Annotated in this window: 12 protein-coding genes; 7 read left to right on the plus strand and 5 right to left on the minus strand. The window is 62.7% G+C overall.

The window, feature by feature from the left end; all coding sequences use genetic code 11:
• Positions 1-79 precede the first annotated feature (79 nt).
• Complete coding sequence (locus C8E83_RS02835) at positions 80-310, plus strand: hypothetical protein (RefSeq protein ID WP_121368342.1); 231 nt, start codon at positions 80-82, stop codon at positions 308-310.
• On the opposite strand, the gene C8E83_RS02840 is transcribed toward C8E83_RS02835, so the two are convergent.
• The 5 genes from C8E83_RS02840 to C8E83_RS02860 all read right to left on the minus strand — a co-directional run bounded on the left by C8E83_RS02840 (position 294) and on the right by C8E83_RS02860 (position 5,041).
• Positions 294-2,072 (minus strand): DUF2075 domain-containing protein, encoded by a 1,779-nt coding sequence (locus tag C8E83_RS02840; RefSeq protein ID WP_121368343.1) that lies wholly within the window; start codon positions 2,070-2,072, stop codon positions 294-296. The genes C8E83_RS02835 and C8E83_RS02840 overlap by 17 nt on opposite strands.
• Positions 2,059-2,379 (minus strand): nucleotide pyrophosphohydrolase, encoded by a 321-nt coding sequence (locus C8E83_RS02845; RefSeq protein ID WP_121368344.1) that lies wholly within the window; start codon positions 2,377-2,379, stop codon positions 2,059-2,061. Before C8E83_RS02845 ends, C8E83_RS02840 begins: the two co-directional genes overlap by 14 nt.
• Before the next feature lie 78 nt (positions 2,380-2,457).
• Entirely contained in the window at positions 2,458-3,105 is a 648-nt protein-coding gene (locus C8E83_RS02850) for a hypothetical protein (protein WP_147430063.1), read from the minus strand.
• Between the two features lie 394 nt (positions 3,106-3,499).
• Entirely contained in the window at positions 3,500-4,588 is a 1,089-nt protein-coding gene (locus C8E83_RS02855; RefSeq protein ID WP_121368346.1) for a DNA cytosine methyltransferase, read from the minus strand.
• Between the two features lie 9 nt (positions 4,589-4,597).
• Positions 4,598-5,041, minus strand: coding sequence for a very short patch repair endonuclease (locus C8E83_RS02860; protein WP_121368347.1), 444 nt, complete (start codon positions 5,039-5,041; stop codon positions 4,598-4,600).
• A gap of 113 nt (positions 5,042-5,154) precedes the next feature.
• Here C8E83_RS02860 and C8E83_RS02865 point away from each other — a divergent pair, with 113 nt between their 5' ends.
• From C8E83_RS02865 to C8E83_RS02895, 6 genes are all read left to right on the plus strand, one after another.
• On the plus strand, positions 5,155-7,740 hold the full coding sequence (locus tag C8E83_RS02865) for a Z1 domain-containing protein (RefSeq protein ID WP_121368348.1): 2,586 nt from the start codon (positions 5,155-5,157) through the stop codon (positions 7,738-7,740).
• The gene (locus C8E83_RS02870; RefSeq protein WP_121368349.1) at positions 7,737-8,720 is read left to right on the plus strand and encodes a PD-(D/E)XK motif protein; all 984 of its coding nucleotides are present in this window, start codon (positions 7,737-7,739) and stop codon (positions 8,718-8,720) included. The genes C8E83_RS02865 and C8E83_RS02870 overlap by 4 nt, the downstream gene beginning before the upstream one ends.
• The gene (locus C8E83_RS19135) at positions 8,717-10,534 is read left to right on the plus strand and encodes a hypothetical protein (RefSeq protein WP_147430064.1); all 1,818 of its coding nucleotides are present in this window, start codon (positions 8,717-8,719) and stop codon (positions 10,532-10,534) included. The genes C8E83_RS02870 and C8E83_RS19135 overlap by 4 nt, the downstream gene beginning before the upstream one ends.
• 136 nt (positions 10,535-10,670) lie before the next feature.
• Entirely contained in the window at positions 10,671-11,417 is a 747-nt protein-coding gene (locus C8E83_RS02885; protein WP_147430065.1) for a hypothetical protein, read from the plus strand.
• Positions 11,414-12,136 (plus strand): DUF6339 family protein, encoded by a 723-nt coding sequence (locus C8E83_RS02890; protein WP_484103572.1) that lies wholly within the window; start codon positions 11,414-11,416, stop codon positions 12,134-12,136. The genes C8E83_RS02885 and C8E83_RS02890 overlap by 4 nt, the downstream gene beginning before the upstream one ends.
• 167 nt (positions 12,137-12,303) lie before the next feature.
• A complete protein-coding gene (locus C8E83_RS02895) occupies positions 12,304-13,224 on the plus strand; it encodes an ADP-ribosylglycohydrolase family protein (RefSeq protein ID WP_121371700.1) in 921 nt (306 codons plus the stop codon).
• Positions 13,225-13,242 lie beyond the last annotated feature (18 nt).

A 13,242-nucleotide genomic window follows, 5' to 3' on the forward strand; every position in this document is an offset into this window, starting at 1 on the left:
GAGGTCCGCCGGAAGCCCCTTTTCGCCCGCAGCCAACTAACTCTTGCGATACCAGAATGTTTAACGCGAGTATTGGTGCATGCTCCGGGACTTCTCCGCCACCCACATCGTCGTCATGTTCCTGTCGCTGGCCCTGTTCGTCGCCACGATCTGGGCGACGATCAGCGTCGTCCGATTCAGCGTGATGTCCGTCCCGACCAAGGTGATCTGGGTGATCGTCCTGTGGGTTGCTCCGCCTCTCGGCGTGCTGGCATTCGGCCTGGATGCACTGTTCCGGTTACATCGCCGGCCGGCTATGCCGAAGGGATGAACGTCGCCAGGTACTCGCGCAGCGCTGGGTCGCACACGTAGACGAAGGTCCCCCGGATTCCGCGAGTCAGCAGCACGGTGTAGACGTTGCAGACGAACCGAAGGATGTCGTCATCGCTGTACGTGATGCCGAGAGCCTTGTTCTTCTCGGTGCCCTTGGGGTCGAAGTACGACTCGCGGTGGAAGACGAGTCGTCCGAGTCGCTTGTCGTAGCGAAGATCGGGGCCGATGATCACGCCCGCGTAATTCAGGTCGTAACCCTGCACGGTGTGGATCGAACCGACCTCGTCGAGTGCGCCGGGTGACGCAATCCAATCGACGGCGGTACCGTTCCAGCGAGCTTCGTATTCGCCGATCCTGATGTCTATCGCGGACTTGTCGTTCTTCGAGCTCCACTTCCACGCGAAGCCCGCGACCATTCGAGCCAGCCCGACCTCGTCGTCCAGCCTGCGGATCTCATCGTGCATGGCCTGAACGTCCTCGAACATCCTGAAGTCGTAGCCTTCGAAGGCTTCCGGTGTCTTCGGAATGCCGTCATCGTCCTGTTTCGGCTGCAGGATCCGACGGACGAACGAGACATAGTCCGATCCCGCCTGAACACGCATCTGTGACCGCAGCGGATACAAGCGGCCACCGGCGCGTGCGTCCTCCACCAGTCTTCGGACCGTGGCCGGGGCCAGGTCCGCAGGCCGAACGCTTTGCTCCGCGTCAACGAGAAAGATCGAATGCTGACTCTTCGCGCGGATCCAATCAAGCTGCGTCCGTGTGACGTCGTCCTCGCCGAAGAGATCCTCGTTGATCGTCTTGAACTTCGCGTTGAGCACGCCGGTGGGCTGATTCGCGCGTTGATTGAGCCGGTGAGCCTCATCGACGATGAGGAGGTCCCACGTGCCAACAGATTCGGCAGCCTGGAATGCCGTCATGACGGTGTCTGGATCCAGGCCCGGAGTCTTTCTGAAGACGCTCTGCACTGACTTGCGCAACGACTGCTGGGGGATGACCAACCCGACTCTCAGACCGGTCAGCAACTGGCGGTTGCCCTCCACGAAGAACTCTGCGAATCGACTGTCAGGGTCGATCTCGTCTGTCGACGCTGTGCCGGCGATATCGACGAGCAGCTTGAGGAGGAAGATCGCGACGACCGTCTTGCCTGTGCCCGGTGCACCCTGGATGACGATCGAGTTGGTCGCTCCGGATTCCACATCGGTCAACAATCCTTCGACGATGTCTTCGACGGCTGCTGCCTGATCTTCGTTGAGGGCCTTGAACGGCGACAACTTGAAGAGGGCGCCGTTCTCGATCTCAGGCAGCGCCCGACTGAAGATGCCCTCGGCGCGTAGGGCTTCGAAGACCTCCCGGAACGACTCGCGGTAGATCGCGCGGTCGTAGTAATTCGCTTCGGTGATCCCGTCGTTCCGATTAAGAACTCGCAACGAACCGTCGCCCGAAAGTAAAGAGATCAGATACGACTCGAGGTCTAGGCAGACGGACTTGTTGAATGTCGGGTCGAGCAGAACTCGCACGGTCGAGAGAGTGTCCTTCGAGCGGGACGACAGATGCTGGCGCATCCTCGAGGCTGCGTTGAGGGTCTCGCCGACGTAGACATCGCGGAGAGCGAGCCCCCTTTTCCCTGTCTCAGAGATCGCTCGTTCGGAGTTGAGCACGTAGACGACCGGCCAGTTGGTGAAGCGCTTGTCGGCCCTCTCCCACTCGGCAACTGACTCTCGAGAGAAGTCGAGGCGCTCGACGCTAAAGCCGGTCATACTTCGTGCTTCGGCCTCGCGCCTTGTCGACCGGGTACTTCTGGCGAGTGATCTCGAGCTTCTCGCGGACGATGGCCTCAGGGTCGAACCCCATCTTGTCGGCGAGGAGAAGGCAGTACGTCAGTACGTCGGCAAGTTCGCTCTTGACTCGCTCGATGTCGGCATCGTCGGTCCACTGGAAGCACTCCAGGAGTTCGCCTGCCTCGATGGAGATGCTCTTTGCGAGGTTCGCGGGGGAGTGGAACTGGTCCCAGTCGCGTTCGGCGGTGAATGTTCGCAGTTCGTCTCCGAGGCCTTGAGTTGTCACACTCTGACGGTAGCCGACGATGCGGAAGGGCCGGGAGTCGCGAGGCGTCGTGTTGATTCAATGGCGGGCGGCACCGGCCTACACGAAGTAAGCGTTCCACGCCGCCAGATAGCCGGCTTCGTCGGACGGCTTCATCGTGCCGGTGACGCGGAGCACCGCGTTGCCGTGCGCGTAGTCGTACTCGGTGCCGAGGATCGGGTTTGCCTTCAGTTCGGTCTGAATGTAGTTCACTCGGTTCGTCGCGAGAGCAGCCGACGGCCAGATCTCGATCGTAGCTCCGCAGTCCGCGCCGATGTCGGTGCAGGGCGTGCGCGAGTCGTAGAGCGTCGCCGCCTGCGTGTACTCGTTGGGGCGCCCGATGAGGTTGTTCGGATCGTTGTCCTCGGTGATCTGGAGAACATGCGTCACCTGCGGGATCTTCGACTGCAGGTCGGCCGAGATCGCCGCGGCCGTGACGACCGGTGCTGCCTTGGTCGGCGTCGGCGTCACGACCGGCGTAGCGGACGCGACGGACGAATTGTTGGAGCTCGCATGCTGCGCTTGCGACGAGGCAGACGTGCCGGTGGCCGCGCAGCCACTCAGAGTCAGGAGTGCGGCGCCGACGGCAACGACGGAGATGAGTTTCACGATCAATCCTTCGGGAGGCGCAACCAGGCTGCCCCCGACGAAGAGGTCGAGCGGCGCCCCCGAGGCGCTGACCCTCCGAGTATTCAAGGTGCGTTGCACTCACCAGTACACCAGTCCGCGCGCCCGACCGAAATCGCTCGTTCGGGGGTCGGAAGATGTGGCGCTCGCTCGTCCGACGCGGGCGTGACCCGCACTCACCAGCGCTAAGCAGCGTGGACCGTCCGCTCAATCAAGGCCGCAGTCGCTCCACACCGACCTAACCCCCGCAGCTCGACCAATCCGGTCAGGCCCGTTTGCGGTGTTGCGCTCGAGACGCAAATGGAATTGTCCACAAATTCAAACGGAGTTACGGGCATGGCGAGGGACCGCCCAGCCCACCCGGATATGCGCGCGAGTGGTCAATCTTGTGTGACCGCCGGGCGAGGCATCCACAACCGACGTTGTCGGTTCAATCGTCGTAGACGGTCAGGTCGATTGAGCCGAGTTGACCACTTCAGCTGGCGAACTGCGTGAGATCGAGTTCGGTTGCGGGCGATGCGACGGATGAATCAAGCCACGGCAGGATGTGCGTCGCGATCGCACTGGCGAGGCTCACCGGTACCGCATTTCCGATCTGTTTGGCGATTTGGGTCTTGCTCCCGTACCAGCGAAAGTCGTCCGGGAAGCCTTGAATCCGGGCCGCCTCAAGGTGGGTGATCGGTCGATGTTCGGTCGGGTGAAGGTATCGACCTTTTTCCGGCTTAAAGAATTCAGTGCGAATAGTCACCGACGGTCGGTCGAACCACAGACGACCCATCACGTCACCCGAACCCGACTTGTGCTTTCGCCAGCCGGGCGTAGATAGTTCGTCAGGCAAATCGTTCCGATTCCCTCCGGGCGGAATGGCTCGGTAACGGCGGATCGACGTATCGGTCGGATTGCGCGTCAAGTGCAATTCCGTTGTCAGATACGGACCACGTCTCAACGCTCTGTCCGGCGGTAGTTCCGTATCGACGACCCTTCTTGCTAGGCCCTCGAACGCGTCCTCGACAGTTGCTCGACGAATTGAAGTGGGGGGCGGGCCCAACGGTGGAAGTCCGCGCTGGCGGCCTATGACAAAAACTCGTCGTCGCGTCTGTGGGACGCCGTACTCGGCAGCATTCAAGACGAAGGGCTCGATCTCGAAATTTGCGAGGCCTCCATCAGGCCGCACCTCCTTCTTCAAATCTTCGAACTGCGGTGAGCGAAGGAACTGAGGCACGTTTTCGATGATGAACGCCTTCGGCTGCATGCGTTCGAGCGCATGCACGTACTCGCGCCAGAGCACGTTTCTCGGGTCGAGTGGGTTCTGCTTCCCGAGCGCTGAGAAACCCTGGCATGGAGGCCCACCGATGACGACATCGGCAGACGCGGGGAGTTCGCCCCGGAGCCAGTCTCGGATGTCGCCACTGAAGACATGATCGCCAAAGTTTGCGGCATAGGTCTTGGCCGCCATTCGATCGATCTCGACGGCCGCAACTGGCAAATAGCGGCCCGTCTCGACGAAACCTTGGGTCATCCCCCCACACCCGGCAAAGAGGTCCACGAGGTCGAAGATCGGCATGGCGCGATATTAGATCGAGCCACTGACTATCCGCGCGCCGGCGCGCCGAACCAGCACGAGTGCTTCGATCGCGTCGGTCGCAGAATCGGGGTTCTCGTGCTCCCAGACTCGGATCACCGCCCATCCCGTTGTTTCGAGCGAGTGGCGAGTGTCAAGATCCCGCGCCGAGTTGGTGGCAAGTTTCGCCTCCCACCAATCGTGATTCGTTCGCGGCGACGTCCGGTGCAGCGGACAGGCGTGCCAGAAACAACCATCGACCAGGACCGCGACTCGCTCGCGAGGGAACGCGATGTCGATAGACCTACGTGGCCGGTCGGGAACCGGAACGACCAGCCTGAAGCGGAATCCGTGAGCGTGCAGTCGTCGCCGGATGTCGATCTCGATCTCCGTATCGCGACGCCGTTGCTTGGCAAAACGCGCGCTAACGGTCTCATCGCGCGGCAGAGGACGCATGGCCGATATTCTACGTCTTTTTTGACCCGCACTTCGGGTCTCGGGGCCTTCGATGTGTAGGCGCGACACCTCCTCATGTTATGAAGGACTGCTGTTATCACTGAGGAGTCATCTTGGATCTGTACCCGCTGTTCGGAACCTGGGCAAAACAGTTCGGGCTCGAGGCGGCCGTCACGAAGTTCGCGGCTGTCGGTGGTCCGGAGCTCGCGGCGACATACAAGGAGCAGTTCGAGTCCGATCTCGAGACAGTCCAACTCGGTGGTCCAGCCATCGTCGCAGCAGGCAACGAATCCTGGTATTCGGGTTCGTCCGACGGCTCGATGTTCTGGCCACCTCTCCGGGCGCATTTCCGCGATGACCAGAAGTGGGGGGCGGAACGACTCAACGATCTCGAGGGGGCTGCGAACAAGGTCGTCGCGCACACGCCGCGACCTGATCGGACGCGTTATCAGGCCCGAGGTCTGGTCGTCGGGTATGTCCAAAGTGGCAAAACCACGAATTTCACTTCTGTTATCGCGAAGCTTGCTGATGAGCAGTACAAGTTCATCATCGTTCTTTCGGGCATTCACAATGGGCTGCGAAAACAGACACAGGCCCGTCTGAACAGTCAACTCAAGGGCCTGAACAACGAGCACTGGATCACGCTGACTGACGAGGACCGTGACTTCGGCCCGCAGGCTTCCGATGCGGTGAGCTTGCTCAAATCTACGGAGAAGGTCGTACTCGCGGTCGTCAAGAAGAATGCAACCGTGCTCGAGCGCCTCATCACTTGGCTGAGTGCTGATGGGGCGCGAGGCGCGCTCGAGAAGCTTCGGGTGCTGATCATCGACGACGAGGCCGATCAGGCGTCCGTAGCCACCGGACGCATCAATCCATTGATTCGTGACCTGCTCGCCCTTTTCCCGAGGAACACCTACATCGGGTACACGGCGACGCCGTTCGCAAATGTGTTCATCGATCCTGCATCCGCGGACCTCTACCCGAAGGACTTCATTCTCAATTTGCCTCGGCCCGAGGGATACTTCGGGACGGAGATGATCTTCGGGGTCGATGTCGTCGAGGAAGAGAACGAGAGTCCGGCTCCCGACGGTTACGACATGGTGCGGATCGTCCCCGAAGACGACGTCCAACTACTACGACCGGCCGGAAGGGCGAGTGCAGCGGGCTTCGTCCCCACCATGACTCCGGACTTGGTCGACGCCGTCAACTGGTTCTGGCTCGCAACCGCGGCTCGCCGTGCACGAGGCGATCGCTCGCACAGCACCATGCTCATTCACACTTCCGTAAAGATTGACGTTCAGGAATCCTTCAGGGATCCTCTCGAAGACTTGCGTTCCCGGGCTCTTGCTGCGATTCGCGCCGGAGACGAGGAATTCATCGGGACCCTTCGAACACTGTGGGATCGAGAGACGGCTCGGGTCGACTCGGCTAATTGGAATGGACGACAGCAAAACTCCTTCGAGTCCGTTCTTCGTGAACTCGGCGACGTGCTGGAAGCGCAACGTGTTGTCCTCGACAATTATCGGAGTACGGACCGACTCGACTACTCGTCGGGGCCGGTGGTGGCCATCGCGGTCGGTGGTAACACCTTGTCTCGTGGACTGACGCTCGAAGGTCTCGTCGTTAGCTTCTTCGTCCGAACGGCATCCGCGTACGACACTTTGCTTCAGATGGCACGGTGGTTCGGCTTCCGCCCCGGATACGAGGACCTGCCTCGAATATGGATGACCAACGCGCTCGAGCGAGCGTTTCGGCACCTGGCGACCGTCGAACGCGAGATGCGGGACGACATTGACCAGTATCAGCGCCAGAACCTTCGGCCGACGGACGTCGCGGTCCGGATCAGGACACATCCCTCCCTAGCTATTACAGCAAAGATGGGGGCAGCAGCCCCCGCAAAGGTGTCCTATGCTGGACGCCGGCTTCAGACCAGGTATTTTCTACGAGAGGACAGTGATTGGCTTAAGGACAACGTTGCTGCCGCATCCGACCTCGTACAAGACATCTCATCCAGCGGACGTGAGCCGGAGCAGCGCGGTACTGCCGTGCTTTACCGCGACGTGCCGGCGCATCTGGTAGTCGCGTTCCTCCGTCGTTACAAAGTGCACGAGGATTCTGCGGACCTGATGCCTCGGCAGCTCATGCGGTACATCGACGGCCAGCGGAACGGTGATCAGCCGGCGCTCGAAGAGTGGACTGTGGCCGTCGCGCAGAGCTCCGGGGCGCCGATCGAGCTCGGCGGCAAATCGTTTAGATCCGTCATTCGATCACGACTCGACACGGGAGTCGACTCCATCGCCGACATCAAAACCCTCATGAGCAAGCGAGACCGCGTGCTCGACCTCAGCACGTGGGAGAGCTACGACGCCGCCAAGCCCGAGAACGAACTCGTTCAGCAGCGCGAGCGCGATACGGAGTACCGTTCACGCGGCTTGCTCGTGCTGTATCCAATCGACGCGCGCAGTGAGCCTGTGGCGCCCGCGCGTGGAAGCGTGGCTCGAGTCCCGATGGATGCGGTCGCTCCAGTGATCGGATACGGCATCGTCTTCCCTGGCACCGTCGGGGGCGGGACATCGGTCGAAGTGACCCACATGGCGGTCGACCTCACTGGGGCCACCGGTAGCGCTTGGGACGAGGATGAGGAACAGCGAGAAGACCTGCAGGACGCCTTGTACTCGGTGGAGGGCGACGAATCATGACGACCGGTTCTCACGCGGTTTCGACACTTATGCGCGCCTGGGCCGTCCTGGAGCCGCCACGTACCGCCGAATTCTCATCCTTCGCGCTGCGTCTGCGAGCGGGGGAATCTGGACCACGCGCCGCGGTCGATCGTGAGGGTCGCCGGCATCTCCTCGTTCCGTATAGCGACGACGCCTCGATCCTCGTCGCCGAGCCGAATTCGGTGCTTACCTCGAGCTCGCGATCGCTGGCTTTCGGCGCCAGTGCTCTTGACTACGTAGACGTCACGTGTCATGACCCGTCGTTGCAACGGGAGTTCGATCAGGTCTGCGCCGATATCCTCGAAGCTTTCGACGAGGACGGTGCGGCGCGTGCCGCGACGCGTAGTGCACAGGTGATCGGCCGTTGGAGACGACTCCTTCGGACAGTGCGCTCTCGTGCCTTGAGCCCGGAGCAGCGGATAGGACTGTTCGCAGAGCTCAACATCCTGCGTGCCCTTGCTTCGGAAGGCCTGGCGGATGCCGACAGCTGGACGGGTCCGGAGGCCACGCCGCACGACTTCGAGTTCGAGGCTGCCTCCATTGAGGTTAAGGGTGTCGGGACGGACGCAGATCATATTGTTATCCACGGCGTCGAACAGCTGGACGCACTGGACGGCAAGCGCTTGCACCTCATCGTCGTAGAGGTCCGCGAGGACGCGGGCGGCGAGCGACTGGCCGACGTCCTCGCGGAAGCTGAATCGGTCGTCGCGACGCCGAGCGTTCTTCGATCAAAGGTCAACAAGCTCGGTTACAGTTCCGACGATGACGAGATCCGGTATTCGCTCGGACAGCTCTTCATGGTCTCTGTGAACTCGGATTTCCCTCGGATCGTGCCTGACGACCTCGTGGCAGGCGTCCCCTACGGACTTTCACGCCTTTCTTATCACCTCGACCGTGCAGTGGTCGTCGGGCACATGCGGCCGGCCGGGTTGGGCGAGATCAGAAACGCGATCTCGTGACCGCCCGATGGTGGTCGCAGCCTTTCGCCGAGGAAGGATCCGCCACGGCGGAGGGCATCATCAATCAACTTGGGCGGCCCGCACTCGACGAGTTGACGGTACTCGTGCGCGAGGCAGCGCAGAACAGCTGGGACGCGCGCACTGGTACGCCGAAGGTCGACTTCTCCGTCCGCGTCGCGCGCCTTGGTGACTTCGCATCCGCGTGGACGAAGCACCTTATGCCCGCTCCCGAAGGGGGTGCCGTCGCTCAACTAGCGCAGTATTTGCAACCCGACTCAGTCATCGTGACGGTCTCGGATCGGAACACACGGGGCCTGGGCGGACCCATGAGGGCAGGGTCGAAGGCTCCCGATGGAACGAGAAGTGATTTCGTTCAGTTTTTACGCAACGTTGGAGAGGCCCGCGACAGCGAACTTGGCGGAGGAACTTACGGATTTGGGAAAGGTATTTTCTACAGGCTGAGTGGGGCCTCGACGATCGTCGTCGACAGTTACTTGGCGGACGGATCCGACTCGGAACGCCGGCTCATGGGGGCAGCCCTCGGCGCGAGCTTCTACAACGACGAAGCGCGGCGCTTCACAGGCCGACATTGGTGGGGCGACGTCCGTGACGGCATTCCAGACCCTGTCCTCGGCGACAAGGCCGCATCAATCGCCCAGGAACTCGGGCTGCCTGGGTTCGCGGATGGGCGTACCGGGACCGATGTCGTCATCGTCGGAGCGCAGCTCGATGCCCCGGGCTCCGAGCTCGACTCTCTGACGGCGGTCGGTGAATTCCTCGCTTCGTCCATCCTCTGGAATCTCTGGCCCAAGCTCGTTCGATTCAAAGGGGAGGAGACGCCGATGAGTTTCTCCGTCGAAGTGGACGGCCATCCGATCGAAGTCCCGGATCCTTTGAGCGTGCCCCATCTTCGACCCTTCGCAGAGGCCCTTCAGGTAGTCCGGGCGGGCGAAGGCGTCTCGCACACGAGAAAGTCCCCACCGCGTGACGTGGGGCGGCTGGCTGTCGAAGTGGGCGTAGCCGATGCGCCGTCTTCGCCCATCGTTGATCGTGCCCGACCATTCGAGGGTGCTCCGCACCACGTTGCACGCATGCGCCTGGCGGAGTTGGTGGTCGACTATCTTCCGGGTCCCGCGCATCCGGATCCGATTTTCTCGTATGGCGGAGTCTTTCGTTCGACCGTCGACTCCGACGAGCACTTCGCCGCCGCTGAACCGCCGACCCACGACGATTGGGTCGAGGCAGGACTGCGCGGTACGAATCGGGGCGTCGTGCAGAACGCGCGCCATTTCATCCGTCGCGTACTCGACGATAAGTTCGACGCCACTGTCAGGGCGGAGGCTCGAGGCGCCGCCGGACTTGGAGTTGTTGCGTCGCGACTGGCCCGGCTGACCCCGGGCATCTCGGCCGGCGGAGCAACGCGGAAATCCAGTCGAACCGCCCCTTCGGGTGGTCGACGTCGCGAAGGCGCACCATTCAGAAGTGCGCGAATTCTCGATGGGCCCGCTCTTCACGTGTTCGGCGACCGGACCTTCGTCGTCACCAGAGTGTCGATCCCGGACCACACGTCCCAGAGCGTCTGGTACGCCGAGGCGTCGGTCGTGCTCGACGGCGGTGGTCGCGAGTCCGCGACGTTCGCCGGAGCGCGCACACCGGCCATCCTTGAGTGGCGGCCCGTGAATGGCGGGCCGTCGGTCGCGGGCAGCGCGATCATGATCGGTCCCGGGGCAGATTCTGAATGGTGGGTGTACGCGACCTACGTGGAGGACGCCGTCGTACGTGTCAACATCAGGCGGTCGAACGATGCCGCATGAGGTCAAGCCGTTTCGAATCCCTTTCTCGGAGACGTGGCGAGTAGGTGAGTGGCAGCTCTTCAGAGACGGCAATTGGCAAGCGTTGCCCGACCTCCTTGAGGATTGGGATGCCGACACCGATCTCCACGTTCGTCAAATGATCGACGTCGACCGTGAGGCCGTCATCGAGCAGTCAGGTCTTCATCCAGGTGCCGCGCTCGTGCTCACCGCGTCATGGTCGAGCTCGAGCAATCAGATGACCGATCTCATCGATCGCGTCTCCGTGCTTGAGCGTGTTGTCACGCTGGAGGCGACGCTGCCGTCGGGGCGCATCGGGGGCGTCCTCACCATCACCACAACACTCGCGCTGGGGAGATCGGAGGATGCAGGGGCCGTGGCATCAGCCCATGAACCCGGATCAGTCCTTCTGGACTCGACCACGACTCTCGCGCTCGAGGGAGATGGCGCGATGTTCCCTGTCGCGGTGATCGACTTCGCGGCAACACCGTTCGACGTTGATTCGAGCTGGTTTCTCGAAGTCTCGAGTGACCTGGACGCTCCATTCCTCGGAGTCTTTCAGTTACTCGTCAACGAGCGTGACGAAGAGCTCGTCCGCGCGATCACCCGGCCGTCCTCGGACGCCGGCGATCGGCAGCTGGTTTTCGGATTGGAGGAAGGCGTGGCGGGGGTGCTGGCCGAAGCGGCCCTGGCGATGCGAACCGAGCTCCGCGACGGCGGAACTTGGGAGGCAGGAACTGTTGGATCGGTGCTCGAGTCAATGCTCGATGACGTCGAAAGTCGTGGACTCTCGCTTCCGGGTTCTGGCCCGGAGGCTGCGTCCGACTTCAGGAGCCGCCTTAGCGGCGTCGTGCGCTCGCTTGGATACGGTAGGACCTTCACATGAGCGTCTTATGGCCACGACTAACGGCTTCGGTGGCAGCGGCTATGTACGTCGAAGCACGTCGAGGAACTCTTCGACCTTCGGATAGCCATCCGGCACAGATATTCGCGCCTGTTGGTGGACGGCGCGCGACGCCAAGCGAGGTCGCGGACCTAGCCTCTACTGTCCGACAGCTCGCTGAGCGCTTCGGATTCCCGGATCGAAGCGAGGTGACTTCGCGTATCGCGTTCGACCGCGCGGCAGTGCCACTGATCGGTACGAAGCTGGATCTCAGCTGGTCTGAGGCTGCCTCTAGGGACGTGTGGTCTTTCCTCGCGCTCGTCGCCCTGCCCGATGTCACGTCTTGGCGATTTGGGACCGACAATGTGGAGCGGTGGGTCGCCTCGGATCCGAACCGTCACACGTGGTCTCGACTGTGGTGGCAGGCCGTGGTCTTCGAGGGCGATTTGGCGCTTCTGGCCGAACTTACGGAAAGTGACCTCAATCAGGTTTTTGAACGCCGTCGAATCGGTGGTGACCCGCGCCTCGCATGTGCAATCGCACGTGCGGTCGTTTCGCGCACGATCGGCGGTGAGGGGCGGCGTGACATCATCCGTGACGTTACGGCGCGAGTCCGCCGACGCCTGGCATGGGCGGACATGTACTCGCTCGAGGCGAGCGTGCTGGACTCGGTGATATCGGGATTCGTTGATGAATCGATTCGGAGGATTCGGGTGTCCTAGCGCATCGCCCCGCCTGCGGGACAGGCTCACTGGGCCGCGTCTAAACGAATCGACGGCTCGATCGGGTGATTGCGGGCTATGTGCTCGAAGTCGCTTGCGCATCGTTAGTGAATCGCACGATTGGGACCGCTGAATGTTTCTTCTGGGAGGTCAACATCAAAGACAGAATGACAGGCGTCCTCGCAGGCATGGCCGCGGGCGACGCACTGGGGGCGGGGTACGAGTTCGGCCCCGCGCTTCCGGACGACGAGGCTGTCGCCATGCGGGGCGGGGGCGTGTTCAACTGGGCTCCGGGGGAGTGGACGGACGACACTTCCATGGCGGTGCCGATCGGCCGGGCTTTGGCTCGGGGGGACGATCTCGCTGCTCCTGCGACCCTGGGGTTGATCGTCGACGAGTGGGCGGTGTGGGCCCAGACCGCTCCGGACGTGGGGAATCAGACGCGAGCCGTGCTCGGGATGCTGGCGACGCAGGGCTCGAGCGAAGACGATGCGCGGCGCGCAGCCGAAGCGGTGCACCGGAGCCAGGGGCAGTCGGCTGGGAACGGGTCGCTGATGCGGACTGCTCCGGTGGCGCTCGGGTACCTCGACGACCCCGCCGGGCTGGCTTCCGTCGCACGTCGAGTGAGCGACCTCACGCACTTCGACCCGGAGGCCGGGGATGCGTGTGTGCTGTGGTGCTTGGCGATCCGGCGGGCTGTCGTCGACGGGGAGCACTCGTTGCGGGACGGTCTTTCGGCTCTGCCTGCTGCGCGGCAGTCGCTGTGGGCCTCGCGCATCGACGTGGCCGAGGCGTCGCAGCCGCGCGACTTCGAGCACAACGGGTGGGTCGTCGAGGCGCTGCAGGGGGCGTGGTCGGCGATCACGCACGGGTCGTCGCTCGTCGACGTGCTTTCGCGCGCGGTGCGGGGCGGGAACGACACGGACACGGTGGCGGCTATCGCTGGGGGGTTGGCGGGGGCGTACTACGGGGTCGGCGGGGTGCCGTCCGCGTGGCGCGAGGTGTTGCACGGGTGGCCGGGGTTGGACTTTGGGGGGTTGGTGGAGCTGGCGGGGGCTGCCGCTCTGGGTGGTGCGCCCCGGCGCTAGCGAATTCGACCCGAGCGC

Source organism: Frondihabitans australicus, assembly GCF_003634555.1.
In the GTDB taxonomy this organism is placed as follows: domain Bacteria; phylum Actinomycetota; class Actinomycetes; order Actinomycetales; family Microbacteriaceae; genus Frondihabitans; species Frondihabitans australicus.

Excerpts from the sequence above, each read along its gene's own strand:
- C8E83_RS02835 (WP_121368342.1), top strand. The coding sequence starts at position 80 with ATGCTCCGGGACTTCTCCGCCACCCACATCGTCGTCATGTTCCTGTCG.
- C8E83_RS02840 (WP_121368343.1), bottom strand. The coding sequence starts at position 2,072 with ATGACCGGCTTTAGCGTCGAGCGCCTCGACTTCTCTCGAGAGTCAGTT.
- C8E83_RS02855 (WP_121368346.1), bottom strand. The coding sequence starts at position 4,588 with ATGCCGATCTTCGACCTCGTGGACCTCTTTGCCGGGTGTGGGGGGATG.
- C8E83_RS02860 (WP_121368347.1), bottom strand. The coding sequence starts at position 5,041 with ATGCGTCCTCTGCCGCGCGATGAGACCGTTAGCGCGCGTTTTGCCAAG.
- C8E83_RS02870 (WP_121368349.1), top strand. The coding sequence starts at position 7,737 with ATGACGACCGGTTCTCACGCGGTTTCGACACTTATGCGCGCCTGGGCC.
- C8E83_RS02885 (WP_147430065.1), top strand. The coding sequence starts at position 10,671 with ATGATCGACGTCGACCGTGAGGCCGTCATCGAGCAGTCAGGTCTTCAT.
- C8E83_RS02890 (WP_484103572.1), top strand. The coding sequence starts at position 11,414 with ATGAGCGTCTTATGGCCACGACTAACGGCTTCGGTGGCAGCGGCTATG.
- C8E83_RS02895 (WP_121371700.1), top strand. The coding sequence starts at position 12,304 with ATGACAGGCGTCCTCGCAGGCATGGCCGCGGGCGACGCACTGGGGGCG.